Here is a 25,575-nt window from a genome sequence, read left to right as displayed (position 1 = left end):
GGGGAGGGTAGGGGGAGGATATCCACAGATTCTGTGGATATCACATGGAGGTTTTCAACATGGGTTTGTGCGGCTGCCGCAAGGCATCGGATACGGGGTATGCTGGGTAGTTTGAGCGCGCGGCATCTGCGCGGCCGGGCCTGCCCGCGCTGTCATCGTGTGGCATCCCTACAAGATTTGCCGCCATCGTGCCGCCAACGCCCGCTGTTGGGCCAATTTCGACTCTACCTGCCCGCCGCCATGCGCCATGACCGGTCGTCCGCAGTCCTGCCTCGCCTTGCCTTGTTGCCGATGCTTGCCGCCGCGCTGGCGCTGTCCGGCTGCGTGGCGCAATACCGGGTGCCCGCTGGCGCCCCGGCCGCCAGCGTGCGGCTGCTGACCAGCACCGACGACAACACTTCGTTCACCGTGGTCGATCCGGCCAAATGCCCGGTGCCCGCGCGGCCGCTGGTGCTGGCGGGAACCGGCAGGCAGTTGTCTGCGATGGGGCGGGACCGGAGCCTGGACATGGCCGGGCGCTCGCCCGAGCCGCCGGCGCGCACCCGCGAACGGCTTGTGGAGGCGGGCCGGCGTATCTACGTGGCGGTGACGTCGGCCGCGGTGCCGCCGCTGCCTGAGCTGCGTTGCGCGGCGGGCGTGTCATTCGTGCCGGCTGCCGGCGGCCAGTATGAGATCCGCTACCAGCGGGACGAAACCGCGAGCCAGTGCTCGGCGCAGGTATTGCGCATGCAGCCGCTGCCCGACGGCGGTGCGCGCCTGACGGCGGAGCCGACCCAGCAGGGCTTCAGGGCGCTGCGCAAGGACTATGTCTGCCAGGCGCAGTAGCGCGCGCCCGGCAGACCGATGGCACCATCGATTGAAGCGGGCGTTTGAGGCAGGCGCCCGCTGGCCGCGCAGGCGGCTTACTGCTCGATCAGGAAACGCTCCGGGCGCTTGCCCAGCCATGCCGGCGCACGGCCGCGGCCCGACCAGGTCTTGCCGGTCTTGGGGTCCATGTACTTCGGCGGCAAAGCGGATGCAGGCTTCTTGGCGCTCGAACCAGCCGGGCGGCCACGCTTGCGGCGGGGCAGGATGTCTTCGGCGGTCAGGCCGTATTCAGTCATCAGGTCCCGGATTTTGTCGATTACGCCGGCGACTTCCGTCGCACGCACTTCATTCAGCTTGGCTTCCAGCGCTTCCTTCTCAGCCAGGAGTTGCTTGTATGTCGCCATTTATATCCCCTTTCTGCAAATAGGCCGCTGCATGGTACTAGAAGTTGTGGTGTCGGTTCACCTAAAAAAATTTTACAAAAAATAACGGAGAATGCACGGACTGATTGTTTGCCGGCCTGAATTGACGGTTGCACAGCCCATGATGCAGCCGGTATTGGGCGGTTCATCGGCCGTTTTGCCTGCATTTAAGGACAATGAAAATACGCACGAGCCGAGACTTTAGCGCCTAGACTGCTTGTCTGCGCCCGGCGCAGCCCCCCTGACACGACTACCGGAGCCCCTGATGAGCCAGCAGATCTTTGTCAATTTGCCCGTCCGCGACCTGCAAAAGTCGATCGCTTTCTTTACGCAGTTGGGTTTTTCCTTCAATCCGCAATTTACCGACGACACTGCCACCTGCATGATCGTCGGTGACAACATTTTCGTGATGCTGCTGACGGAAGCCAAGTTCCGCAGCTTCTCGCCCAATGAAATCTGCGATGCACGGAAATCGACGGAGGTGCTGGTTTGCCTGTCGATGGAAACCCGTGCCCGCGTGGATGAAATGGTCAATGCCGCGGTCGCGGCGGGTGGCAATACTTACAAGCCGCCGATGGATTTGGGATTCATGTACGGGCATGGATTCCAGGATCCGGATGGCCATGTCTGGGAACTGGTGTACATGGATATGGCCGCAATGCAGGCCGGGCAATGAAGGCGATTTAGCGAAACCCCATTCACCATCCGCGGGAGCTTTCAGGCAAGCCACCAAAAAAAACAGCCCGGGAAAGCAGGAAGCCCGGGCTTGAAATCCACCTGGATCACGGTGGAGGAGACATCTGGTTGTCAGCGTCCCGGGCGTGGCGCCCGGGACGCGGCAGTAGGTTTCGGCAGGGTCAGATGGCCCAGCCCCCGGCATAGAACGCAGCCAGCATGACCGCGATGGCCACCGTGCCGACATTGAGCTTGCGCCATTCGCCAGCCACCACGCGGCCCACCACCAGGGTGCAGAAGCCCAGCATGATGCCGGTCACGATATTGCAGGTCAGCACGATGAACACGGCGCAGACCAGGCCTGCCATCGCGTCGACCATGTCGTCCATGTGCAGGCGGCTCACGCTCGACAGCATCAGCAGGCCCACGTACATCAGCGCGGGCGCGGTGGCGTACGACGGCACCAGCCCGGCCAGCGGCGAGAAGAACATCACCGCCACGAACAGCAGTCCCACCACCACCGCGGTCAGGCCGGTCTTGGCGCCGGCGGCCACGCCGACGGTCGACTCGATATAGGCCGCGGCCGGAGCACCGCCGAACATCGCCGAGAAGATCGAGCTGACCGAATCCGCGGTCAGCGCGCGCCCGCCGTTATGCATATGGCCGGCTGCGTTGAGCTGGCCGGCTTGTCCGGCGACAGCGCGGATCGTGCCGGTGGCGTCGAACACCGCGGTCATCACCAGTGCCAGCACGCTCGGCAGCACCGCGGCCGTCAGCGCGCCGCGCATGTCCATGGCGCCGATCAGCGATTCATGGCCGGGCGCGCTCAGCGACGGCAGCGCGAACACGCCGGTGAACTTCACCGCCGGGTCGAAGGCCAGGCCCAGGGCGGAGATCGCGATGATCACCAGCAGGATGCCGCCCGGCACCTTGCGGCGCTCCAGGCCGAAGATCGCGGCCAGGCCCAGCACCGACATCACCACCGGGAACGAGGTGATCTTGCCCAGCGACACTGGCAGGCCGGGGTGAGCGTTCTTGACCACCAGGCCGACTTCATTCGAGGCGATCAGCAGCAGGAACAGGCCGATGCCGATGCCGGTGCCGTGCGCCACGCCGGCGGGCAGGTTGCGCAGGATCCAGGAGCGCACGCCGGTGACGGAGATCGCGGTGAAGATCACGCCCATCAGGAACACGGCGCCGAGCGCGACCGCCGGCGACAGGCCCTGCCCCAGCACCAGCCCGAAGGCCATGAATGCGGTCAGCGAGATGGCGCAGCCGATGGCGATCGGCAGCTTGGCCCACAGGCCCATCAGCAGGGAGCCGAAGGCGGTGGTCAGGCACACCGCGACAAAGACCGCGCTGGTGTCAAAGCCGGCCTTGCCCAGCATGCCGGGCACGACAAAGACGGCGTAGACCATCGCCATAAAGGTGGTCACCCCGGCAATCACTTCCTTGCGCTGGGTGCTGCCGCGCGCGGTGATCTCGAAGAACGCGTCGAGCCGGCTCCGGACTTCGGGGACTTGGGGGCGTGCGGCATCGGCTTCCGTCGCGGGCGACGGATAGGGCTGTTCGATCATGATGAGCTGTCTCCTTGCGGGCGCTGCAACGTCCGTCGTACGGACTGTCGTCAGGCTTGTCTCACGTGGTTCTGGTCTGGGCTGGAGGCGCAAACCTGGCCAACCCGCTGTTATCGGTGTGCCGCTTGTCGGTGCCTCTGCGGGCGCGATCCGGGCAAGGCTGAAGGCTAGGTGACCACGCGCCATGCATCATCACCGGCAGACAATGCGCGGCATGTGCATCGAGGAATATCGAATGTGATGATTAATTTACTTCGATTGGCGGATTCGCATCAGGTGGCGCTTGCGGCAGGCGGCCATTATCACGCACTCCATATACGGCCTATAGGTACAGACCCGGATGATTCAGGCGCAACTTCTCTATACTAGGGATAACCCTGAACTGCCTCCCGATCCGGGCCGAATCACGGCTGGATGTGCTTCGTGAGGCGCACCAACTTCCATCCCAACCGGAAAGGATATTCGCCATGCAAGTACTCGCCGACACCCTCTATCGCCAGCCCGCCCAAGCCAAGGCATCGAAGCCCGCCGCCCAGCCGGCACGCGATGTTGCCTACTACGCCCGCGTGGGCGGTGGCCTATCGCTGGCCGCGCGGGTGCGCGCTTACTTTGCCCAGGGCTGGGCCCTGTACGCAGCCAATGCCCGCGAAGGCGCGCCGATCCGCTGGCTGTAAGCGGGCGCGCTGCCTCAGTACATGCCAGTGCGGGCCATGAACGCGTCCAGCGTCCAGCCGCGCCCGAGCAGCAGCATGCGCGTATGCAGGCCCTCACGCACGGGCGCATCGACGGCCTGGCCCAGCCAGGTCAGCGTCTTGTGGCGCAGGTCCACATAACCCATCGGGTGATCGGCGGCCAGCGCCTGCCATAGGGCGTTGGCACTGGCCGACTGGCGCGCCCCGCTCAGCAGGCACAGCCCGCCGTCCAGCGCCCAGCAGTACAGCGCTCTGGCCAGGCCGCGGCGCTGGTAAGCGGGCGCAAACTTTGTGTGCGGCGCCCGTACCCATGGGTCAGCGCGGCGGCCGACCTCGATCAGCCGGTTGAAGACCGTATAACCGGCCAGCCGGCGCTGCATCACATCTTCCACATACACGTAGTACTCGCCGTCGGCCTCGCGATAGCGCAGACGCAGGCCCGGCGCGCCCGCGGGCAGCGCCGGCATCGCATGCAGGCGGTCGCCGGGTTGGCCGATGCGGTCGTGCAGGGCACCCAGTTCGCGTTCGATATCGCCCGGCGCCAGCTCAACGTCGATGCGCAGCTCGAGCGCGCGCGGCAAAGCCGGCGCCGGCACGCGCAGGGCATGGAAATTCACCATGGCAAGACTCCGCCGGGGCTCAGGGATTGAGGATCAGGTAGAGGGCGGCAAGCGCCACCATGGCGCAGAAGGTATGGCGGTAGAGCGGGGACATGTCTGGCTTTCTCCTGGCTGCATGATCAAGCGGGTGCCGGATGGCATCCGCGACATGGGCCGTGCGGGAAAGCTCAGGACTGGAGGGTGGTGCCCCGAGCTGCCCGCACGGCCAGGAAAAGCACGGCGCGGCGGACCTGGGCGTACGCGTGGAAGCGGTCGGCCAGGTCGATGGCGACACCCGGGCGCTGCGCCGCGCGCACGCCTGCCGCCGGCAGGGCCGGGCGGTTCAGGGTGGCGAAGCGGGCAGTGCGAAGCATGGGTGTCGGGGCGCGAAAGCATCGGGGGAACATTGCTTATGCCACACTTCGTGCATAATGTCCAGCTAAGTCGCCAGCTTCCGCATTTAACTCCGTTCTACTTCGCAGTCTTTGTGGCTGCCGCTGACCTGCCGCCGACAGCTTTGGTCATCCTTCAATTGTGAACACTGTCTACATGTACTAGACTCGGAAGCATCGTTCGCCGGCCTTCTTGCAGGAGCCATGATGACGACTTCCCCCATTCCCGAAACCGATAGCGGCCCCGTCTGGCTGCTGGTGGCCACCACCAAGGGCGCCTGGTTCCTGACCAGCGACGCCGCCCGCCGCAGCTGGCTGATCGAGGGCCCGATGTTTCTCGGCCATACCATCCACCATATCGTGCAGGACCCGCGCGACCTGTCGCGCATGCTGATGGCGGCGCGCACCGGCCACCTGGGCCCGACCGTGTTCCGCTCCACCGACGGCGGCCGCAACTGGACCGAAGCCGCGCGCCCACCCGCCTTCAACAAGGCGCCGGAGGGCGAGGCCGGCCGCGTCGTCGACCACGTGTTCTGGCTCACGCCCGGCCATGCCAGCGAGCCCGGCACCTGGTACGCCGGCACCTCGCCGCAGGGGCTGTTCCGCAGCGCCGACCATGGCGCGACCTGGGAGCCGGTGTCCGGCTTCAACGACCACCCGAACTGGCGCACCTGGACCGGCGGCGAGCAGGACGGCACGCCCGACGGCCCCAAGATGCATTCCGTGCTGGTCGATCCGCGCGACGCGCGCCACCTGTATATCGGCATGTCCAGCGGCGGTGTGTTCGAGAGCACCGACGGCGGCGCGGACTGGAAGCCGCTGAACCGCGGCAGCCTTGCCACTTTCCTGCCCGATCCCAACCCCGAATACGGCCAGGACCCGCACTGCATGCTGCAGCATCCCGCCGATCCGGACATCCTGTACCAGCAGAACCACTGCGGCATCTATCGCATGGACCGCCGCGAAGGCGTGTGGAAACGCATTGGCAAAGCCATGCCGGCGGAGGTGGGCGATATCGGCTTCCCCATCGTCGCCCACCGCCGTGATCCGCGCACGGTGTGGGTATTTCCGATGGACGGCAGCGACGTCTGGCCGCGCGTCAGCCCGGGCGGCCGCCCCGCGGCCTATGTCACCCGCGATGCTGGCGAGACCTGGCAGCGCCAGGACCGCGGACTGCCCGCTGAACAAGGCTGGTTCACCGTCAAGCGCCAGGCCATGGCCACCGACGGCCACGCGCCGGTGGGCGTGTACTTCGGCACCACCGGTGGCGAGATCTGGGCCAGTGCCGATGAGGGCGAGGGCTGGCAATGCATCGCCCGCAACCTGCCGCAGGTCTACGCGGTCACCGTGGCGCGCCCTGCCTGAATGCCATCAGCCGACCGGAGAACTTCCATGCAGGTCCGTATCGCGACGCCGCTCTTCTCCTATACCGGACAGCGCGAATACGTCGAAGCCCGCGGCGCCAGCATTGCTGAACTGCTCGACGATCTCGACCGCCAGTTCCCCGGCATGCGCTTTCGCATCGTCGATGAGCAGGGCAAGCTGCGGCCGTATATCCGCGTCTTCGTCAATCGCACGCAGCTGATGCGGCTGGACGCGGCGTTGAAGGAAACCGACGAGGTGCATATCCTGCAGGCGCTGGCGGGCGGGTAAAGCCGATCGCCGGCGACGCGGCATCACGCAGCATCACGATGCCGCATCACGTCGGGCATCGAGCGATGCGCCTCATGCCCATCGCTGAGGACAGGCCATGCCGCTCTCAACTCCCAACGGCCCGCCGCCGATATCCAGTCATGAACCCTGCCGTCCGCCATCCGCCGCGGCCGCAGGCAGACGACAACGACGGCGGCAAACACCACACGCACGGCACGGGAGCAACGCATGAGCAGTTCCATGAGGGACATCGACGAACGGACCAACCTCACCAACAACAACCAGTTCGAGCTGCTGCTGTTCCGGCTTGGCGATGCCGAGCACTCCGGCCAGACGGAGCTGTTCGGGATCAATGTCTTCAAGGTGCGCGAGATCCTGGTGATGCCGCACGTGACGACCGTGGTGGGGGCCGATCCGTCGATCTTGGGCATGGCGGATATCCGCGGCCAGGTGATTCCGGTGATCGACCTGCCCAGGCTGGTCGGGTGCAAGCCGCGCAGCGGCCTGGGCATCCTGCTGGTGACGGAATATGCACGTTCGACACAGGGCTTTGCGGTGGAAGCAGTGGAGGAAATCGTGCGCCTGGAGTGGAACCAGGTGCATTCGGCCGAGGCCAGCGTGCGGACCGGTCACGTCACCAGCATCGCCAAGCTGGACGGGGACACCGCGGGGAGCACGGACCCGTCGCGGCTGGTGCAGGTGCTGGACGTTGAGCAGATCCTGCGCGATGTGCTGCCGACGCGGCAGCCGGACGTGGACCCGGGCACGGTCGGCCCGCAGCTGAGCCTGCGCCCGGGCGCCAAGGTCATTGCCGCCGACGATTCGGCACTGGCGCGCGGCCTGATCGAGCAGGGGCTGAAGGCGCTGGACGCGCCGGTGGTGATGACCAAGTCCGGCAAGGAGGCGTGGGAGCTGCTTGACCGCATCGCCGCCGAGGCGGCCAGCCATGGCAAGTCAGTGCAGGATGAGGTGGCGCTGGTGCTGACCGACCTGGAGATGCCGGAGATGGACGGTTTCACCCTGACCCGCAAGATCAAGGCGGATAGCCGGCTGAAGTCGCTGCCGGTGGTGATTCACTCGTCACTGTCGGGAGAGGCCAGCGAGGAGCATGTGCGCAAGGTGGGCGCGGACGCCTATGTGGCGAAGTTCGTGGCCAAGGAACTGGCTGACACCATCCGCGACGTGCTGACGCGCTGAGCGCCTGATGGCGGAAGAATCGCAACAGGCACAAAATTCAGACGCCCGCAACCATTCCCGTACCCCGGCGGGTTGCCTATAAAACGGGCACTCCAGTGAGTTCCAGCGCCGGCGCGCCCTTTGCGGTTGTCAAGAGGGGGGATATCCACTGAAGCTGTGGATAGTTCCTGTGGACAAGTCGGGCCTCCCGGCCGTGACTGACCGGGAGGCCCGGCGGCGGCCGGCGTGACCTCCACGCCTGGCCGCACTCCCTGGTGCTGGCGCTCCTCGCTCCCCCCTTATTTGGGTTGCTCCACCGTGCGCAGGTAGGGCTTCAGGGTCTTGAAGCCCTGCGGGTACTTCTTCTTGGCATCCTCGTCCGAGACCGAAGTCGGGATGATGACGTCCTCGCCCGGCTTCCAGTTCACCGGCGTGGCCACGGTGTGCTTGGCATTGAGCTGCAGCGAATCCAGCAGGCGCAGCACCTCGTCGAAATTGCGCCCGGCGCTCATCGGGTACACCAGCATGGCCTTGACCTTCTTGTCCGGGCCGATGATGAACACCGAGCGGATGGTGGCGTTGTCTACCGCCGTGCGCGGGCCGCTGCCGCTGGCCTCGGGGTGGATCATGTCGTAGAGCTTGGCCACGGTCAGGTCGGCGTCGCCGATCATCGGATAGTTGATCGCATGGCCTTGCGTTTCCTCGATGTCCTTGGCCCAGCGCTGGTGGTCGCCGACCGGGTCGATGCTCAGGCCGATGATCTTGGTATTGCGCTTGTCGAACTCGGGCTTGAGCCCGGCCATATAGCCCAGTTCGGTGGTGCACACCGGCGTGAAGTCCTTGGGATGCGAGAACAGGATGGCCCAGTTGTCGCCGATCCACTCATGGAAGCTGATCTTGCCTTCCGTGGTGTCGGCGGTGAAATCAGGGGCTTGCTCGCCCAGTCGAATCGCCATGGTTGCGCTCCTTGCAGTTGGCGTGGTTTGGAAACGCGCGTCGCGCGCACTGTTGCCCGCTATCTCGCTATCTCGTTCTTCGCCCGACCGCCGCCTAGCGGAAGACCAGCACCGGGATCGTGCTGTGGGTCAGGACCTTGTGGGTCTCGCTGCCGATCAGCAGCGCCTGCAGCCCGCGCTTGCCATGCGACGACATCACGATCAGGTCGCAGTCGCGCTGGTGTGCGCACTGGATGATGGCCTGCCAGGGATGGTCGTCGGTGGCGGTGACGGTCTCGCAGGCCACGCCGGCCTGCGCGGCGGCGTGGCTGAGCGTGGCCAGAAAGGTATCCGCGTGGCGCGCGGCCTCTGCGGCAAAGGTGTCCTTGGTGTCCTGCAGGCTGGTCAGCCGGTAGGTCAGTACGTGGTACTCGGGAATCACATGCAGCCCGGTCACGCGGGCGCCGATGCGGCTGGCGAAGGCCATGGCGCGGGCCGCCATCGCGTCGGCGCGTGCGGAGCCGTCGGTAGGCACAAGGAGGTGCTTGAACATGATGGGCCTCCGATTGCAGAAGATTGCCGCGTCCGCCTGGGCCCGTACCCCGTGCGCCCCGGGCGAGCCAATCCAGTATAGGAATTGAGTGGCATAAGCGACAGGGCAGACATGGCGAATATCACGGCGCAAGCCGCAAGCCGGCGGGCATTAACATGCTGTTATCATCCAATGCACCATCATCATCCTGTACGAACCCGAGGGATTGACGCATGAGCGCGCTGCGCGAAGCTTGGCTGGCCGGACTGTTCCGACGCGGCAACTGGCTGCCGAACATCGTGTCGGGCGTGATCGTCGGGGTGGTGGCGCTGCCGCTGGCCATGGCGTTTGCGATCGCGTCGGGCGCCAAGCCGGAGCAGGGCCTGTACACGGCCATCGTCGCCGGGCTGGCGGTGTCGCTGTTCGGCGGCAGCCGGCTGCAGATCGCGGGACCCACCGGCGCGTTTATCGTGGTGTTGTCCGCCGTGACCGCGCGCCACGGCATCGACGGCCTGCAGATCGCCACCCTGATGGCGGGCCTGATCCTGCTGGCGATGGGGCTGACGCGGCTGGGCAGCGTGATCCGGTTCATTCCCGCGCCGGTGATCGTCGGCTTCACGGCTGGCATTGGCGTGATCATCTTCGTCGGCCAGTGGCGCGATTTCTTTGGCCTGCCACCGGTGGCAGGCGAGCATTTCCACGAAAAATTCTGGCACCTGCTGCAGGCGCTGCCCCAATGGCACCCGGCCACCACCGCGCTGGCGCTGGGCAGCCTGGCGCTGGTAGTGGGCGCGCCGCGCGTGCGCTGGCTGCGGCGCATCCCCGGGCCGCTGGTGGCGCTGCTGGTGGCCACCGCGGTGCAGGCGCTGTTCCGCTTTGACGGCGTCGCCACCATCGGCACCGCCTTTGGCGGCCTGCCGCGCGGGCTGCCCGTGCCAGCGCTGCCGGACATCACGCTGGCGCGCGTGCTGGAACTGGCCGGGCCGGCCTTCACCATCGCCATGCTGGGCGCAATCGAGTCATTGCTGTCCGCGGTGGTGGCCGACGGCATGGCGGGCACTCGGCACGATTCCAACCAGGAGCTGGTCGGCCAGGGCATCGCCAATATCCTGGCGCCGCTGTTCGGCGGGTTTGCCGCCACCGGCGCCATCGCCCGCACCGCCACCAATATCCGCAATGGCGGCAACAGCCCGCTGGCCGGCGTGGTGCATGCGCTCACGCTGGTGATGGTGCTGCTGTTCCTGGCGCCGCTCGCGGCCAGCGTGCCACTGGCGACGCTGGCCGCGATCCTGTTCGTGGTGGCCTACAACATGAGCGAGGGGCGCCAGTTCGCGCGCATGGTCCGCCGCGCGCCGCGCGCCGACGTGGCCATCCTGCTGATCACCTTCACCCTGACCGTGCTGACCGACCTGGTGGTGGCGGTCAATATCGGCGTGATCCTGGCCATGCTGCAGTTCCTGCGGCGCATGTCGGCGTCAGTGGAGGTGGCGCGCCAGGATGCCGTGGACGTAGAGCGCGAACTGGGCGACGCCGGCACCGGCCCGGCCGCGCGGATGCCGCCGAGCGTGCTGGTCTATGTGATCGACGGGCCGTTCTTCTTCGGTGCTGTGGAAGCCTGCGAGCGCGCGCTGGTGCAGACCCATACCGAGCCGCGCGTGCTGCTGATCCGCCTTGGCCGCGTGCCCTTCATGGACATGACCGGCCTGCAGACGCTGGAGGCCGTGATCGTGACGCTGCAGAAACGCGGCGTGGCGGTGGTGCTGGCCGAAGCCAACGAGCGGGTCAGGGAAAAGCTGGCGCGCGCGGGCGTGCTGGCGGCGCTGGGGGAGGGCAACTATGTGGATTCGCTGGCGCAGGCGGTGCAGCGCTGCAGCGAACTGGCAGGCGAAGGTAACGCCCCGCGCTGAGTTACTTCTTCTGTCGCGTGCTGCCCGCAAGCTTGGCCTTGGTGGCGTATTCCACGCCATGCTGGGCCAGGTATTCGCGGATCAGCTGGCGCACGACCTGCGACGGTGTCAGGTCCTGCGAGGCGCACAGGGTTTCAAAGGCCTTTTTCTTGACCGGATCGATCAGGATGGTAAGGCGGGCGGTCTTGGATTCCATGAGGGGTGTCCGGCTGTCCGGATAGGTCCGGCTTGACGGCAGCGGCGATCGGAAACGCATTATATACAGGGCCGCCGCAGCGCCCGATTGGTGCCAGCACACCGGCGGTCTGCACCCCTCTCCCGCTTACGGGCGAGGGGTGCGTTCACGAGGGGCTGCGGTGTTCGCAGACGCCCTGATCCGGCCACCCCTACACCGCCATCTCCAGATCCGCAATCACCGCCGCCAAAAACCGCGCCGCCTCCCCACCCGTCACCACCCGATGGTCAAAAGTCAGGCTCAGCGGCATCACCCGGTGCACCGCCGGCACGCCGCTGGCCGCCACCACTTCTTCGCGCACGCGCCCGGCACCAAGGATTGCCACGGTCGGCGGCACCACGATGGGCGCGGCATAGCGTCCCGCGATCATGCCGAAATTGGACAGCGTGATGGTGTTGCCGCGCATCTCCTCCGGCGCGATGGTGCGCGCGCGGATATCGGCGCGCATGCGGTCCAGGCCGTGGCGCAGGTCTGCGGCATCGCGGTTGCCGACGTCGCGCAGCACCGGCACGAACAGGCCTTCGGGCAGGTCCGCCGCGATGCCGACGTCGATCTTCTTCAGCACGTGGCGGCGGGCGGTCTGGCCTTCGTACCAGGCATTGAGGCCGGGCTCGGCGCGGCAGCCGGCCACCAGGGCGCGCACCAGCCGGATGGTGACATCGGCGCCGGGCTGCCAGGCGTGGATGTCGGCGTCGTCCATCACGGTGGCGGCGGCCACTTCGGCTTGTGCACGCGCCATGTTCTGCGCCATCGCCCGGCGCACGCCGCGCAGCTGTTCCGGCGCGCCCAGCTCGGCCAGCGTGCTGGCTACCCGCTCGACGTCGGCGGCGGTGACCACGCCCTCGGGGCCCGATGCCGTGGCCATTGCCAGGTCCACCCCCAGCTGGCGCGCCAGCGCGCGCACAGCCGGCGTGGCCTTGATGCGCGCGGCCATGGCCGCGGCGGGTGCCGCGGTGCCCGCAGGCGCGGCTTCATTGACCACGTGCGTGCCGACCTGGACCGAGCCCACCACGGTGCCGGCGTCGGCATCCTCGCCCGCACCCTCGAAGCCGACCAGCGGTGCGCCCAGGTGGACGATATCGCCGGGCTGCGCAAACAGCTTGTCGATGGTGCCGGCATACGGCGACGGGATTTCCACGATGGCCTTGGCCGTCTCCACTGACAGCAGCGGCTGGTCAGCGGCCACGGTCTCGCCGGTCTTGACGTGCCAGGTCACGATCTCGGCCTCCTGCAGGCCTTCGCCCAGGTCGGGCAGCTTGAAGACTCTCATCGGCACTCCTTGCCTATCGTCGGCAATTCCCGCGTTATGCCGCCATCGCCTTGCGCGCCGCGTCGACGATGCGGGCGACGCCAGGCAGGTAGGTATATTCCAGCCGCGCCAGCGGCACCACGGTGTCGAAGCCGGTCACGCGCTGCACCGGCGCTGCCAGTGAGTAGAGGCCCGCGTCGGCCAGCTGCGCCGCGATCTCGGCGCCGAAGCCGGCGGTGCGCGGGGCCTCGTGCACGATCACGCAGCGGCCCGTGCGTGTCACCGATTCCAGGATGGTCTGCATGTCCAGCGGCTTGAGCGTGGCCACGTCGATGACCGTGGTCGTCACGCCCTCGCCGGCCAGTGCGTCCGCGGCGGCGAGCGTCTCCTGCACCATCGCGCCCCAGCTCACCAGCGTGATGTCGCTGCCTTCGCGCAGCGTGAAGCAGGTGTCCAGCGGCAGCGCCGCGCCGTCGTCGGCCACTTCCTGGCGGAACAGGCGGTACAGCCGCGTGGGTTCGAGGAAGATGACCGGGTCCGGGTCGGCGATGGCCGCCAGCAGCAGCCCGTACGCGCGTGCGGGCGATGAGGGCACCACCACGCGGATGCCGGGCATATGCGCGAACATCGCTTCCGGGCTTTCGGAATGATGCTCGGGGGCATGGATGCCGGCACCGCAGGGGGAGCGCACCACCATCGGACACGACAGGCGCCCGCGCGTGCGGTGCCGCATGCGTCCGGCGTGGTTGATGATGTGGTCGACCGCCGGGTAGATAAAGCCGGTGAACTGGATCTCGGCCACGGGCTTGAGCCCCATTGCCGCCATGCCGATCGCGGCGCCGACGATGCCGCCTTCGGCCAGCGGCGTATCCATGACGCGCGCCGCGCCAAAGCGCGCCTGCAGGCCCGCGGTGGCGCGGAACACGCCGCCATTGACGCCGATATCCTCGCCCAGCAGCAGCACATCGGGATCGTGATCCAGCGCATGGGCCAGCGCCAGGTTGACTGCTTCGACCAGATTGATTTCCGCCATGGTTCGCTCGTTGTGGTCGCTACGTGGAGGCACAGGGTTCGCTGTTTATCCGTGCGGCGCCGGGAAGCGCCGGGCAATCTCCAGCTGCGCCTGCAATTCGGCCGGCATGGCCGCGTACAGGCAGTCGAACATCGCGGCCGGATCCGGCGGCGGCATGGCCAGGTAAGTCTCGACGGCCTGCGCCACCTGCTGTGAGCAGGCCTTGACCAGCGCTTCCTCGCGCGCCGCGTCCCACGCGTGCAGCGCCAGCAGGTGCGTGCGCAGCCGCAGCAGCGGTTCTTCCTGCCAGTGCGCCTTGACGCTGGCCTCGTCGCGGTAGCGCGAGGCGTCGTCGGCGGTGGTGTGGTCGCCCAGGCGGTAGGTGATGGCCTCGATCAGCGCCGGGCCGCCGCCATCGCGCGCGCGCGCGATGGCCTCGCCGACGCGGTGCCGCACTGCGACCACGTCGTTGCCGTCAACCTGCTCGCCGGGGATGCCGGCGGCAATGGCCTTCTGCGCCAGCGTCTGCGCCGCGGTCTGGCCGCTGCGCGGCATCGAGATTGCCCACTGGTTGTTGTTGATTACGATCACCAGCGGCGCGTGCCACGCGCCGGCCATGTTCATGCCCTCATAGAAATCGCCCTTGGAGGTGCCGCCATCGCCCAGCAGGCAGACCGCCACGCGCGGCTCGCCGCGCAGCTGGAACGCATAGGCGGCTCCGGCCGCGTGGCAGACCTGGGTGCCGATCGGCACGCAGTTGGCAAAGTCATGCGGCGCCGCCGCAAAGCCGCTGCCGCGTTCGTCGCCGCCCCAGTACAGCAGGCTCTCGGTCATGGTGACGCCGCGCACAAACTGCGCTGCGTGATCGCGGTATGAGGGCACCAGCACGTCTTCGGGCCGCATCGCAAAGGCCACGCCCACGCCGATGGCTTCCTGGCCGAGTGCCGAGGCAAAGGTGCCGATCTTGCCGGTGCGCTGCAGCGCAATCGCTTTCAGGTCGAACTGGCGCGTCAGCACCATCGCCTGGTACAGCGGCAGCAGCGCGTCGGGGTTGCTGGCAAGGGGTGGGGGAGGGGATGTGGGGGAGGAGGTGTCGCCCGGCGGGGCAAGGTAGCGCGTGTAGCCGATCTCGAAGCTCGCAACCGTGGACATGGCAGGTCTCTCGATGCTTGTCTCGACAGGATCCGCAGGGACGGCCGCGAGGATCTTCGCAGCGCTGTCCGCAGCAATGATCGCGTTGTGATCCCCGCCATGCTTTTTGGGCGCGGGGGGACTTGAGCTTGAGTGTAGGGCATTTGCGCGGCGGGCGCGGCGCAAAATCGTCTTGCTGTGCACAATGCGGGTGGTGCTGCCCACAACGCAGAAAAGCGCCTGACGGCGCTTTTCTGCTGGCAACAGCGGTGTGCCTCAGCGCTGGTACGGCGGTTGCACGAAGCCCGCAAAGCGCTGCTGCGTCACGGTCTTGAACTCCGCCGACTCGTAGGCCTCTCGGATGTCCTTGACGAAGGGCTTGTTCAGGTCCGCCGTCTTCACCGCGACCAGGTTCATGTAGTAGTCGGGAATCTTCTCCAGCGCCAGCGCCGAGGTCAGCTTAAGGCCGGAGGCCAGCGCATAGTTGCCGTTGACGAAGGCATAGTCCACGTCATCGAGCGAGCGCGGCAGCTGGGCGGCTTCCAGCTGGATCAGCTTGAGCTTGTGCGGGTTGGCGTCGATGTCGCGCTCGCTGGCGCGGATCGGGTCGGTGCCCGGCTTGAGCGTGACCCAGCCGATCTGCTGCAGGATGGCGATGGCGCGCGCCAGGTTGGTGGGATCGTTCGGCAGCGACACGGTATTGCCGGGCTTCACCTCGGCCAGGCCCTTGTGCTTGCGGCTGTAGATGCCGATCGGCGCGGTCGGCACCTGGATCACGTCGGTCAGCGCCAGCTTGCGGTCGGCCGAGAACTTCTTCAGGTAGGCCACGTGCTGGAAGGCATTGGCGTCGATGGCGCCGTCGGCCAGCGCCAGGTTGGGCTGCACGTAGTCGCTGAACTCAATGATGGTGACCTTGTAGCCGCGCTTTTCCAGCACCGGCTTCACGCCATAGCGGATCTGGTCGGCGTAGGGGCCGGCGGTGGCGCCGAAGCGGATTTCCTTCTTGTCCGGATCGGCCGCGCCCGCACCCTGCATCACGCCCAGTGCCAGCACTGCCGCGGCCAGCCGTGCGACGAAGCCGAATTTCCCGTATTGCATCTGATGCTCCCCGTCATGTTGTTGGAGGCCTGCAGCGTCCCGCTGCGGCGTCGGGTCATTGTATGGAAAGGCAGGCAATAGGCGAACGAGTTATTCCGCATGGTCATATGCCGCTGGTGAATAAGGGTGCCGGCAGCCTGGCTGCACTACGCTGAAGGACAGCGTCACCGGTTTGGAGGCGGCCATGCCCGAACAACTTACCCGGCATCCCGAAGTCACGATCCAGGTCTTGCGCAGCGCCGGGGCCAACTGCGGCGAGGGCGCCCCGCAGGCCATCCTCAAGGCCTGCCCGCGCGAGCGCTTCTGCAAGCTGCCGGGCGGGGAGATCTGCGTGTACGGCCTGGACGGGGCGCAGGCGATGACGCAGTTCACGGCTGTCGACTGGCAGTCGCTCGCGCCCCTCGCGCGGGGCCGTGCGGATGTGGGCGCCGCGACGGGCTGGGCGGGGACCACTGCCGCGGTGTTCATTGCCGGGCTCGCCGCCGGTGCGCTGGCGTCCGCGGCCCTGGCACGCTGGCGGCGCAGCCGTGGCCGGGGTTTAGGGGGGTGACGCACCCGCGCTGGCACGTTGTTTGCGGCTTTCTCAGGTCATGACACCGATGCAGTCCGCCTCCAATCGTTTCCACCGGCCAGGGCACGGCGCGGAGCGCCGCCTGTCGTGCGGGTTCGGCGCGAACCCGTGCGCGCGCGAAAGCGCACTGCCGGAAACTTTTATCCTGTTTGAAGCCGAGGTAGGCCAGAAATTGCATGCCGGGCTGACGGACGCAGGCCTGCATTCCTGCACATCCCTGCTGCGGCCGGCCTTGCGGCGCGCGGCGACGAGGGGAGGCGCGCAATGATGGGCGCGACGACCTTCTCGGCCATCCGCGAGCACGCGCACTGGCCCGCGTGGCGCCGTGCCATCGGCATCCTGTTCATTGCCGCGGTGCTGGCGCTGATCGCGCGCAAGCTGGGCACCATCGACTGGGACGCGGTGCTGGCAGCGCTGCGCGGCTTCAACGCCCGCACGCTGGTGCCGGCGGCGGCCTTCGTTGCGCTGAGCGGCTTGCTGTACAGCCAGTTCGATCGGCTTGGCTGCCACTATGCCGGACACCCGTTGCCGGCGCGGCGGGTGATGGCGATCTCTTATGTCAGCTACACGCTCAGCCTCAACCTCGGGGCCACGCTGGGGGGCGCGGGCGTGCGTTATCGTCTGTACACGCGCGCCGGGCTGACCCTGCCACAGATCTGGAGCCTGTTCGTGGTGGTGGTGAGCAGCAACTGGCTCGGGTATGCCTTGCTGGCGGGCGGCATCCTGGTGGCGCAGCAGGTGGTGCTGCCGCCGGAATGGGGCATTCCCGCGGCGCTGACACGGGTGCTGGGCGCGCTGATGCTGGCGGTGCCGGCTGCCTACCTGGCTGCCTGTGCTATCTGGCACGGCCGGCACCGGACCGTGCGCGACCATGACATCCATGTGCCGTCGGTGGGCTTCGCGGCGCTGCAGTGCCTGTTGTCGGCGGCCCACTGGATGGCGATGGCGGCCATCCTGCATTCGCTGCTGCATACGCATGCGGGGTACTTCACGGTGCTTGGGGTGTTGCTGGCCTCGGGGCTGGCGGGCGTGGTGGTGCGGATCCCGGGGGGCCTCGGCGTGATCGAGACCGTGTTCCTGACGATGCTGGGCGGGCAGGTGCCGCACGGGCTGCTGCTGGCGGCGCTGATTGTCTATCGCGCGTTGTATTACCTGATTCCGTTGATGATCGGGTCGATCAGCTACTTTGTGCTGGAGGCGCAGGGCAAGCGTGGTGACGGGTAGGTTGTGCTGGCGGTATGCCACCGCCTGCCCTCACCCCGTGCCCCTCTCCCACAAGCGGGAGAGGGGAGCAAATCAGCCGGTCGCTTTGACGTCTGTGGCCTGGGCTCAGGCCGCGAGCGCGCGGTCCAGGTCCTCGATCAGATCATCGATATGCTCGATGCCGACGGAAAGCCGCACCATGTCCTCACTGACGCCAGCCGCCTTCAGTTCATCCGCATTGAGTTGCCGATGCGTGGTCGACGCCGGATGCGTGGCCAGCGACTTGGCATCGCCGATATTGACCAGCCGCGTGAACAGCTGCAGCGCATCCAGGAAGCGCGCGCCGCCTTCGCGGCCGCCTTGCTTCAGGCCGAACGACAAGATGCCGGGACCTCGCCCGCCCAGGTACTTCTGCACCAGCGCGTGGTCGGCATGGTCGGGCAGGCCGGCAAAGTTGACCCAGTCCACCTTGGGATGCTGCTGCAGGTGGCGGGCGATCGCCAGCGCGTTCTCGGTGATGCGGTCCAGCCGCAGCGCCAGGGTCTCGATGCCCTGCAGGATCAGGAAGGCATTGAACGGCGACAGCGCCGCGCCGGTATTGCGCAGCGGCACCACGCGCGCGCGGCCGATATAGGCCGCCGGGCCCAGCGCCTCGGTGTAGACCACGCCGTGGTACGACACGTCGGGCTCGTTCAGGCGCTTGAAGCGCTCCTTGTGCTGGGCCCACGGGAACTTGCCGCTGTCGATGATGGCGCCGCCGACGCTGTTGCCATGGCCGCCCAGGTACTTGGTCAGCGAATGCACGACGATGTCCGCGCCATGCTCGAACGGCCGGCACAGGTAGGGCGACGGCACCGTGTTGTCGACGATCAGCGGCACGCCGTGGTTGTGCGCCACGCGCGCAATGGCTTCGATATCCACGACGTTGCCGAGCGGGTTGCCCACCGACTCCACGAAGATCGCCTTGGTGCGCGCGTCGATCAGGTCGCCGAAGCTGGCCGGGTTGCGGCCATCGGCAAAGCGGGTCTCGATGCCGGACTGCGGCAGCGTGTGTGCCAGCAGGTTGTAGGTGCCGCCATAGAGCTGGCTCGACGAGACGATGTTGTCGCCGGCCTCGGCAATGGTCTGGATCGCATACGTGATCGCCGCCATGCCGGACGCCAGCGCCAGCGCGCCCACGCCGCCCTCGAGCGCGGCCAGGCGCTGCTCCAGCACGTCGTTGGTCGGGTTCATGATCCGGCTGTAGATATTGCCGGCCACCTTCAGGTCGAACAGGTCGGCGCCGTGCTGGGCGCTGTCGAAGGCGTAGGCCACCGTCTGGTAGATGGGCACGGCCACCGCGCGCGTGGTGGGATCGGGCGAATAGCCGCCATGGACGGCCAGGGTTTCGAGTCTCATCTTCTTCTCTCTTCGTCTCGCTGTTGGGTGCCGGACCGGCGCGACGGGGCAAGGCCTGCCGTGGCGCCGGGCATGCCGAGCGGTGCGCCGCGCGGGCGCACCAGGCCGTGCGATGGTAACAGCCGGCCCGCGCACGCCCCTGCGGCGTGGCCGCTATGGTTGCCGACGGCGCTCGCGCGAGGCAAGGAAACTTATTGCATTTGGATATGCGCGGCGCCGCAGCGCACGGGTCATGCCCCGACCGCGAGCGGCGGTTCTTCCTGCTGCCAGCGCAGGTTCTCCGGCCGGCGCAGCCCCAGGTGCTCGCGTAGCGTGGTGCCCGTATAGCCGTCGCGAAAGAGCCCGCGCCGGCGCAGCTCCGGCAGCACCAGTTCGATGAAGTCATCGAGCCCGCCCGGCAACCAGGGCGGCATGACATTGAAACCATCGGCGGCCTCGCCCTCGAACCACGCCTGCAGCTGGTCGGCGATGGACTGTGGCGTGCCGTGGATCGACCAGTGGCCGCGTGCGGTGGCCACGCGCAGGCACAGCTGGCGGATGGTGAGCCGCTCGCGCCGGGCCAGGCCGGTAACCAGCTGGAAGCGGCTCCTGGCGCCGTTCGGTTCGGCCAGGTTGTCGGGCAGCGGGCCGTCCAGCGGATAGCCGCTCAGGTCGATCCCGCCCAGGTGCTGCGACAGCAGGGCCAGCCCCACCGACGGATGGATCAGGCTTTGCAGCGCTTCGAATTTCTCCCGCGCCTCGGCCTCGCTGCGGCCTACCACCGGGAACACGCCAGGCAGGATCTTGAGCTGGTCGGGCGTGCGGCCATAGCGCGCGAGCCGCGCCTTCAGGCCACGATAGAAGGCCTGCGCATCGGCCAGCGACTGCTGCGCGGTGAAGATGACCTCGGCGGTGCGTGACGCCAGCTCCTGCCCCGCCTCGGACGAGCCGGCCTGCACGATCACCGGATGGCCCTGCGGCGGGCGTGGGACGTTGAGCGGCCCGCGCACCTGGAAGTGCGCGCCGCGATGGTCCAGCGTGTGCAGCTTGTCCGCATCGAAATGCCGGCCGCTGTCCTTGTCGTACAGGAAGGCATCGTCCTCCCAGGTGTCCCACAGCCCGGTCACCACGTCGACGAACTCCTCGGCACGGGCGTAGCGGTCAGCATGCGCGGGATGACGTTCGAGGCTGAAGTTGCGTGCTTCGGTATCCGACCACGACGTCACCACATTCCAGCCCGCGCGGCCGCCGCTGAGGTGGTCGAGCGAGGCGAACTTGCGCGCCACATGAAAGGGCTCGTTGTAGGTGGTGGAGACGGTTGCCACCAGGCCGATGCGCTGCGTCACCGCCGCCAGTGCCGACAGCAGCGTCAACGGCTCGAAGGTGGCGGCGCGCGCGGTGCGCGGCAGGGTGGCATCGTCCATGCCGCGGATGGCGACGCCGTCCGCCAGGAACAGCGCATCGAACCCCGCGGACTCGGCGCGCTGCGCCAGCGCGATGTAGTGCGCCAGGTTGCGCCCGGCATCGGCCTGCGCGGCCGGATGGCGCCACCCGGCGACATGGTGCCCGGTGGCCTGGAGAAAGGCGCCCAGATGCAGCTGGCGCGGCGGCTTTTGCTGTGACATCGATCGTGCTCCCCGGAAGACACTGGCTGGATCAGGCCGCTTGCCGTTGCGCGGCAGCGGCGGACTGGTTGGCCGGCGCCGCGCCCTCGCCGCGCACGCCCGCCTTCACCGCCTTGCTGCGGCGGCCATCCACACCGACCGGTATATCGCCGGCCACGGTGGCGCGGCGCACCACGCGGTGCGCGTCGCCATAGTCGTTGATGGCGTAGTGCTGGGTGGCGCGGTTGTCCCAGATGGCGACGTCGCCCGCGCGCCAGCGCCAGCGCACGGTGTTCTCCAGACGGTGCACATGGCCCTGCAGCACGGCAATCAGGTGCGCCGAATCGGCCGACGCGTAGTCCAGCAGCTTCTTGACGAAGTGGCCCAGCACCAGCGTGCGTTCGCCGGTTTCCGGGTGCACGCGCACCACCGGGTGTTCGGTCTCGTAGAGCGCCGAGGTGAAGACTTCGCGGTAGCGCTTCAGCCCTTCGTCGCTCGGATTGACGCGCGTGGCCGCGTAGTCGTAGTCGTTGGTGTGCAGCGCCCGCAGCTTGTCGGCCAGTTCGCGCAGCGGCTCGGGCAGGTCCTGGTACGCGGCGGCGGTGTTGGCCCACACCGTGTCGCCGCCGGCGGCGGGAACGGTCACGGCGCGCAGCACCGAGACCGCGGGGTAGGCCAGGTCGAAGGTCACGTCGGTATGCCAGGAGTTGGCGCGGCCGCCGTGCTGCGAGTCGAGCTCTAGCAATTGCGTGCCGTCGCGCGAGGGCACGGTCGGGTGCGGCACGGTGTCGCCGAACAGGCGCGCAAAGCCCTGCTGTGCGGCATCGTCCAGATGCACCTGGTCGCGGAAGAACAGCACCTTGTGCCTGAGCAAGGCTGCGCGGATGGCGGCGAAGGTGGCGGGCGGCAGGTCGCCGTGCAGCGTGACGCCGCGGATCTCGGCGCCGATGCGGCCGGCAACCGGGTGGATGTCGAGCTGGACGGTCTGGTCTTGCGTAGCGTTGGCTTGGGTCATCACGAAGCTCCGGAGGGGATCAGGGTTGGGTCAGGCGAGTTCAGGTTCGGGCGCCCGCTGCACGACAGGCTCCTGCCCGGCGAATTCGCGCAGCACGGCATCGCGCACGCGCGCGAACGGAAGTCCGGCGCGTTCGCGCGGATGCGGCAGGTCCACCGGCAGGACGCGGCGGATGCGGCCGGGCCGGGGTTCCATCACCACCACGCGGTCGCCCAGGAAGACGGCTTCCTCGACGTCGTGCGTGACCAGGATCATGGTGATGCCCTCGGCCTGCCAGATCCGCTGCAGTTCCTGCTGCAGGTGGGCCCGCGTCATGGCATCGAGCGCGCCGAAGGGCTCGTCGAGCAGTAGGATCTCCGGCCGCGTCACCAGTGCCCGCGCAATCGCCACGCGCTGCGACATGCCGCCAGAAAGCTGGTGCGGATGGGCCTGCTCGAAGCCGCGCAGGCCAACCAGCGCGATATGCTCGGCAACGTTGCGGTCTTTCTCCGCATCGCTGCCCGGCGTGTTGAGCAGCGCCAGCCGGATGTTCTGCTCGACTGTCAGCCACGGGAACAGGCGGTGCTCCTGGAACACGATGCCGCGCTGCAGGCTGGTGCCCGATACGCGCTTGCCGTCCAGCAGGATCTCGCCGCGGTAATCCTCTTCCAGGCCCACCACCAGCCGCAGCAGGGTGGACTTGCCGCAGCCGCTGGCGCCGACGATGCTGAAGAACTCGCCCGGGGCGATGGTCAGGGTGATGTCCTCGAGCACGGGCAGCGCCCGGCCCTCGACTTCGTACTGCTTGTGCAGGTGCGCGATGCTTAGCGTGCCGGCGTGTGGCATTTGTGGTCTCCGTTCAATAAGGGGCTGCGTGGTTCAGCCCGCGGCTACCGAGCGCCCGCGCCAGGCAAGCAGGCGGGATTCGATGCGGCTGGCGATCCAGTTCAGCGTGAAGCCGACCAGGCCGACCACGATCACGCCGAAGATCACCAGGTCCATCCAGAAGTTCTCGCGGCCGTCGGTCATGGTGTTGCCGATGCCCTTGCCGGATACCAGCAGGTACTCCGCGCCGAGCGTGGCCAGCCACGCATAGATCAGCCCCAGGTGGATGCCGGCGAAAATCGACGGGGCCGCCGACGGCAGCACCACGCGCCACAGCACCTGGGTGCGGCTGAATCGCAAGACGCGCGCAACCTCGAGCAGGTCGGCCGGTACGGCGCGGATGCCTTCGAAGGTGTTCAGCACCACCGGGAAGAATGCGGCCAGCGACAGGAACACCACCTTGGCGGCATCGCCCAGCCCGAACCAGACCGAGATCAGCGGGATCCATGCAAACAGCGAGATCTGCTTGACCGTGTGAAAGCTCGGGCCGACCAGGCGTTCGAACAGGCGCGACAGGCCCAGCGCCGTGCCGAACACCAGCCCGGCGCTGGCGCCGATGGCAAAGCCGGCCAGGTCACGCCACAGGCTGGCGGCCAATGCCGTGGCCAGCGCGCCGCTCTGCACCTGACGCACCGCGGTGTCCCAGACGCTGGAGACCGGCACCAGCAGCGGCGAAGTGGTCCAGCCAAAGCGCACGGCGGCCCACCACAGCGCGAGCAACGCGAGCGGCAGCACCCAGCCGCGCAGGGCGCGGGGCAGGCGGATACGGGGGCGGATTACAGAAGTGGTCATCGCGGCCTCGCCTCAGAAGCCCGGCTTGCGCCAGCGCAGCACCGCGCCTTCGGCCAGCGCCAGCGCCTTGTCCAGCGCAAAGCCCACCACCCCCACCACCACCACGGCGGCCAGCACCATGTCGAGCTGGAACAGCTGGCGCCCGTAGACGATCATGTAGCCCAGCCCCTCGGACGAGGCCAGCAGCTCCACCACCACCAGCGCCAGCCACGCGTGCGTCAGGCCGTAGCGCACGCCGTTCCACACCGGCGCGGCCGCGGCGGGCAGCACCACGCGCGACAGCGTCTGCCAGCGCGTGAGCTGCAGCACCCGCGCCACTTCCAGGTAGCGGGTCGGCACGCTGCCGATGCCCTTGTACGTGTTCAGCGCCACCGGCACGAAGGCGGCCTTGGCGATCAGGATCACCTTGAGCGCCTCGTCGATGCCGACCAGCAGCATCAGCAGCGGCAGCCAGCCCAGCACCGGCACCTGGCTGAAGGCCTTGAAGGTCGGGTAGATGTAGTCGCGCAAGGTCGGCGACAGGCCCATGGCCGCGCCCAGCGCCAGCCCACCGGCCAGGCCCACGGCAAAGCCGCCGGCCACGCGCAGCGCGCTGATCGCCAGGTTGGCCTGCAGCTCGCCGCTTTGCCACAGGTCGGCCAGCGTGCGTGCGACGTCTTCGGGGGCGGGCAGCACCTGCGGCGGAATCCAGGCATTGCGGGCAGCCACATACCAGACCAGCAGCAGCGCCAGCGGCACCGGCCAGGCCAGCAGCCAGCGTGTGGCATCCTGCCAGCGCAGTGGCTTGCGCGGAGCAGCCACGCGCGGCGCTGCGGCGGCGGGCAGTGAAAGCGAATCGGCGACGGACATGATGTCAGGCTCCCAGGATCTTGCCGTTGGGTTGGTAGACGGGCCAGTAGCTCTGCAGGCTCAGGTCGGTGAGCGCCGCCTTCAGGAAGCGCTGGTCGATCCACTGGTCCACGTCAAATCGCGCACGGCTCAGCTTGAAGCGATAGGCCTGCTCGACCGCATCCTTGTAGCGGCTGACCAGGAAGGGATCGAAATTCGGGTTCAGCCGCACCCGCAGCGGCTCGCCGTCAAAGTCTTCCTTCCAGTGGTCATAAGGCGTACCCGCACGCGCCCAGGTGCGCAGCACTTCTTCTCGATGGCTCTCGTCCGAGGCCCACCGCGCCGCCTCGACCGCGGCCTTCACCAGGTGCTGCGTGGCCTCCGGATAGCGCCCGGCGAATTCGTCGCTCACCAGTACGTGGCTTTGCCGTGTGTAGATCGGCGACTGGTTCTTGCTGGAGTACAGGATGCGCACCGCGCCCTTGTCGCGCAGGCGCAGGATGTCCATGGCGCCGATGGCGGCGTCGATGTCGCGCGTGGACAGCGCCGCCAGGTAGCCGGCCGTGTCCAGGTTCAGCAGACGCAGGTCCTTGTCGGAGAGCCCGTTCGCTTCCAGCAGGCGCAGCGCCGGCAGATGCATATTGGTGCCCTTGAACAGCGACACGCGCTTGCCGCGCAGGTCGCTGACCGTCTTCAGCGGCGAATCGGGTGGCACGCCCACGTAGATGTTGGCGCGCACGCCGGTGGCCAGCACCAGCCGCGTTTTCAGGCCGGCGGAGCGGGCCACGATGGACGGCAGGTCGCCCTGCAGCGCAAAGTCGAGCTGGCGGTTGGCGAGCGCCTCGTTGACGGCGGGGCCGGCGCCCTTGAAGAAGAACCACTCCACGCGGGTGCCGGTCGGTTTGAACGATTCCTCCAGCCAGCCGCGCGCATGGGCAATCGCCAGCGAACTGCCGGCAAAGCTGGGCGGGGTGCCGGTGGCGGGCTGGGCCACGCCGACGCGGATCACGTCGGGACGCGCGGCCGGGCTTGCGCTGAACGCGGACAGCGGCGACAGCGAAGCCGCCATGCCCAGCCCGGACCAGGCCACGCAGCGCAGCAGCTCGCGGCGGGTCAGCGTGGGTGCAGCGGTGGCATGGGGGCGCGGGGTCGTCATCGTGCAGACCTTCTTGAAGTGGAGGACGGCTCCACGATAAGCGGCGCTGCGCGCGGACCAGAACGAATGATTC

At 67.8% G+C, this 25,575-nt stretch carries 28 protein-coding genes; 10 read left to right on the top strand and 18 right to left on the bottom strand.

Annotated features, from left to right (window positions below):
- Positions 1-207: 207 nt before the first annotated feature.
- Positions 208-825: a hypothetical protein gene (locus KB879_RS16525; protein ID WP_228772409.1), complete on the top strand. Its 618-nt coding sequence runs from the start codon at positions 208-210 to the stop codon at positions 823-825.
- 77 nt (positions 826-902) lie between these two features.
- Here KB879_RS16525 and KB879_RS16520 read toward each other — a convergent pair whose 3' ends face one another.
- Entirely contained in the window at positions 903-1,211 is a 309-nt protein-coding gene (locus KB879_RS16520; RefSeq protein WP_010810880.1) for an H-NS histone family protein, read from the bottom strand.
- A gap of 283 nt (positions 1,212-1,494) precedes the next feature.
- Between KB879_RS16520 and KB879_RS16515 the strand changes: the two genes are divergently transcribed.
- Complete coding sequence (locus KB879_RS16515) at positions 1,495-1,905, top strand: VOC family protein (RefSeq protein ID WP_013953848.1); 411 nt, start codon at positions 1,495-1,497, stop codon at positions 1,903-1,905.
- Positions 1,906-2,086: 181 nt separating this feature from the next.
- Here the strand turns inward: KB879_RS16515 and KB879_RS16510 are convergent, their stop codons facing one another.
- On the bottom strand, positions 2,087-3,481 hold the full coding sequence (locus KB879_RS16510; RefSeq protein ID WP_013953847.1) for an NCS2 family permease: 1,395 nt from the start codon (positions 3,479-3,481) through the stop codon (positions 2,087-2,089).
- 467 nt (positions 3,482-3,948) lie between these two features.
- On the opposite strand from KB879_RS16510, the gene KB879_RS16505 reads away from it, so the two are divergent.
- Complete coding sequence (locus KB879_RS16505) at positions 3,949-4,155, top strand: hypothetical protein (RefSeq protein ID WP_013953846.1); 207 nt, start codon at positions 3,949-3,951, stop codon at positions 4,153-4,155.
- Between the two features lie 14 nt (positions 4,156-4,169).
- On the opposite strand, the gene KB879_RS16500 is transcribed toward KB879_RS16505, so the two are convergent.
- Positions 4,170-4,793, bottom strand: coding sequence for a hypothetical protein (locus KB879_RS16500; RefSeq protein WP_013953845.1), 624 nt, complete (start codon positions 4,791-4,793; stop codon positions 4,170-4,172).
- A gap of 167 nt (positions 4,794-4,960) precedes the next feature.
- Complete coding sequence (locus KB879_RS16495; RefSeq protein ID WP_013953844.1) at positions 4,961-5,146, bottom strand: hypothetical protein; 186 nt, start codon at positions 5,144-5,146, stop codon at positions 4,961-4,963.
- Between the two features lie 222 nt (positions 5,147-5,368).
- On the opposite strand from KB879_RS16495, the gene KB879_RS16490 reads away from it, so the two are divergent.
- The 3 genes from KB879_RS16490 to KB879_RS16480 all read left to right on the top strand — a co-directional run bounded on the left by KB879_RS16490 (position 5,369) and on the right by KB879_RS16480 (position 8,014).
- Complete coding sequence (locus tag KB879_RS16490) at positions 5,369-6,529, top strand: glycosyl hydrolase (RefSeq protein ID WP_249221138.1); 1,161 nt, start codon at positions 5,369-5,371, stop codon at positions 6,527-6,529.
- Positions 6,530-6,556: 27 nt separating this feature from the next.
- Positions 6,557-6,817: a MoaD/ThiS family protein gene (locus KB879_RS16485; RefSeq protein WP_013953842.1), complete on the top strand. Its 261-nt coding sequence runs from the start codon at positions 6,557-6,559 to the stop codon at positions 6,815-6,817.
- A 228-nt stretch (positions 6,818-7,045) separates the two neighbouring features.
- On the top strand, positions 7,046-8,014 hold the full coding sequence (locus tag KB879_RS16480) for a chemotaxis protein (RefSeq protein ID WP_211979431.1): 969 nt from the start codon (positions 7,046-7,048) through the stop codon (positions 8,012-8,014).
- A 278-nt stretch (positions 8,015-8,292) separates the two neighbouring features.
- On the opposite strand, the gene KB879_RS16475 is transcribed toward KB879_RS16480, so the two are convergent.
- Both KB879_RS16475 and KB879_RS16470 read right to left on the bottom strand, forming a co-directional pair.
- A complete protein-coding gene (locus KB879_RS16475; protein WP_013953840.1) occupies positions 8,293-8,949 on the bottom strand; it encodes a peroxiredoxin in 657 nt (218 codons plus the stop codon).
- Positions 8,950-9,043: 94 nt separating this feature from the next.
- On the bottom strand, positions 9,044-9,481 hold the full coding sequence (locus KB879_RS16470) for a universal stress protein (protein ID WP_153954153.1): 438 nt from the start codon (positions 9,479-9,481) through the stop codon (positions 9,044-9,046).
- A gap of 212 nt (positions 9,482-9,693) precedes the next feature.
- On the opposite strand from KB879_RS16470, the gene KB879_RS16465 reads away from it, so the two are divergent.
- Positions 9,694-11,367, top strand: a complete 1,674-nt coding sequence (locus tag KB879_RS16465) for a SulP family inorganic anion transporter (protein WP_153954154.1) — start codon at positions 9,694-9,696, stop codon at positions 11,365-11,367.
- A 1-nt stretch (position 11,368) separates the two neighbouring features.
- On the opposite strand, the gene KB879_RS16460 is transcribed toward KB879_RS16465, so the two are convergent.
- The 5 genes from KB879_RS16460 to KB879_RS16440 all read right to left on the bottom strand — a co-directional run bounded on the left by KB879_RS16460 (position 11,369) and on the right by KB879_RS16440 (position 16,092).
- Positions 11,369-11,563 carry a hypothetical protein gene (locus KB879_RS16460; RefSeq protein ID WP_013953837.1) on the bottom strand — a complete coding sequence of 65 codons (195 nt, stop codon included), beginning with the start codon at positions 11,561-11,563 and terminating at the stop codon, positions 11,369-11,371.
- A gap of 190 nt (positions 11,564-11,753) precedes the next feature.
- Positions 11,754-12,872, bottom strand: a complete 1,119-nt coding sequence (locus KB879_RS16455; protein WP_153954155.1) for a dihydrolipoamide acetyltransferase family protein — start codon at positions 12,870-12,872, stop codon at positions 11,754-11,756.
- A gap of 34 nt (positions 12,873-12,906) precedes the next feature.
- The gene (locus tag KB879_RS16450; RefSeq protein WP_013953835.1) at positions 12,907-13,884 is read right to left on the bottom strand and encodes an alpha-ketoacid dehydrogenase subunit beta; all 978 of its coding nucleotides are present in this window, start codon (positions 13,882-13,884) and stop codon (positions 12,907-12,909) included.
- Between the two features lie 45 nt (positions 13,885-13,929).
- Positions 13,930-15,015: a pyruvate dehydrogenase (acetyl-transferring) E1 component subunit alpha gene (pdhA, locus tag KB879_RS16445; protein ID WP_013953834.1), complete on the bottom strand. Its 1,086-nt coding sequence runs from the start codon at positions 15,013-15,015 to the stop codon at positions 13,930-13,932.
- Between the two features lie 255 nt (positions 15,016-15,270).
- Positions 15,271-16,092, bottom strand: a complete 822-nt coding sequence (locus KB879_RS16440) for a MetQ/NlpA family ABC transporter substrate-binding protein (RefSeq protein ID WP_013953833.1) — start codon at positions 16,090-16,092, stop codon at positions 15,271-15,273.
- Between the two features lie 184 nt (positions 16,093-16,276).
- On the opposite strand from KB879_RS16440, the gene KB879_RS16435 reads away from it, so the two are divergent.
- The 3 genes from KB879_RS16435 to KB879_RS16425 are packed head-to-tail and all read left to right on the top strand — an operon-like array spanning position 16,277 to position 17,887.
- Positions 16,277-16,642 carry a hypothetical protein gene (locus KB879_RS16435; protein ID WP_013953832.1) on the top strand — a complete coding sequence of 122 codons (366 nt, stop codon included), beginning with the start codon at positions 16,277-16,279 and terminating at the stop codon, positions 16,640-16,642.
- A 40-nt stretch (positions 16,643-16,682) separates the two neighbouring features.
- Positions 16,683-16,931, top strand: a complete 249-nt coding sequence (locus KB879_RS16430) for a hypothetical protein (RefSeq protein ID WP_153954157.1) — start codon at positions 16,683-16,685, stop codon at positions 16,929-16,931.
- Positions 16,928-17,887 carry a lysylphosphatidylglycerol synthase domain-containing protein gene (locus tag KB879_RS16425; RefSeq protein WP_013953831.1) on the top strand — a complete coding sequence of 320 codons (960 nt, stop codon included), beginning with the start codon at positions 16,928-16,930 and terminating at the stop codon, positions 17,885-17,887. Before KB879_RS16430 ends, KB879_RS16425 begins: the two co-directional genes overlap by 4 nt.
- 105 nt (positions 17,888-17,992) lie before the next feature.
- Here KB879_RS16425 and KB879_RS16420 read toward each other — a convergent pair whose 3' ends face one another.
- The 7 genes from KB879_RS16420 to KB879_RS16390 all read right to left on the bottom strand — a co-directional run bounded on the left by KB879_RS16420 (position 17,993) and on the right by KB879_RS16390 (position 25,502).
- Entirely contained in the window at positions 17,993-19,264 is a 1,272-nt protein-coding gene (locus KB879_RS16420; protein ID WP_013953830.1) for an O-acetylhomoserine aminocarboxypropyltransferase/cysteine synthase family protein, read from the bottom strand.
- Between the two features lie 230 nt (positions 19,265-19,494).
- On the bottom strand, positions 19,495-20,868 hold the full coding sequence (locus KB879_RS16415) for an LLM class flavin-dependent oxidoreductase (protein WP_211979430.1): 1,374 nt from the start codon (positions 20,866-20,868) through the stop codon (positions 19,495-19,497).
- Positions 20,869-20,899: 31 nt separating this feature from the next.
- Entirely contained in the window at positions 20,900-21,862 is a 963-nt protein-coding gene (locus KB879_RS16410; RefSeq protein WP_153953284.1) for a TauD/TfdA family dioxygenase, read from the bottom strand.
- Between the two features lie 30 nt (positions 21,863-21,892).
- Positions 21,893-22,687, bottom strand: coding sequence for an ABC transporter ATP-binding protein (locus KB879_RS16405; protein ID WP_013953827.1), 795 nt, complete (start codon positions 22,685-22,687; stop codon positions 21,893-21,895).
- Between the two features lie 33 nt (positions 22,688-22,720).
- Positions 22,721-23,518, bottom strand: coding sequence for an ABC transporter permease (locus tag KB879_RS16400; RefSeq protein WP_013953826.1), 798 nt, complete (start codon positions 23,516-23,518; stop codon positions 22,721-22,723).
- 12 nt (positions 23,519-23,530) lie between these two features.
- A complete protein-coding gene (locus KB879_RS16395) occupies positions 23,531-24,367 on the bottom strand; it encodes an ABC transporter permease (RefSeq protein ID WP_211979429.1) in 837 nt (278 codons plus the stop codon).
- Positions 24,368-24,371: 4 nt separating this feature from the next.
- A complete protein-coding gene (locus KB879_RS16390; protein WP_013953824.1) occupies positions 24,372-25,502 on the bottom strand; it encodes an ABC transporter substrate-binding protein in 1,131 nt (376 codons plus the stop codon).
- Between the last annotated feature and the right edge of the window lie 73 nt (positions 25,503-25,575).

The sequence above is a fragment of the Cupriavidus sp. KK10 genome (assembly GCF_018223725.1).
Lineage (GTDB): Bacteria > Pseudomonadota > Gammaproteobacteria > Burkholderiales > Burkholderiaceae > Cupriavidus > Cupriavidus necator.
This window is presented reverse-complemented; position numbering and strand designations above follow the sequence as displayed.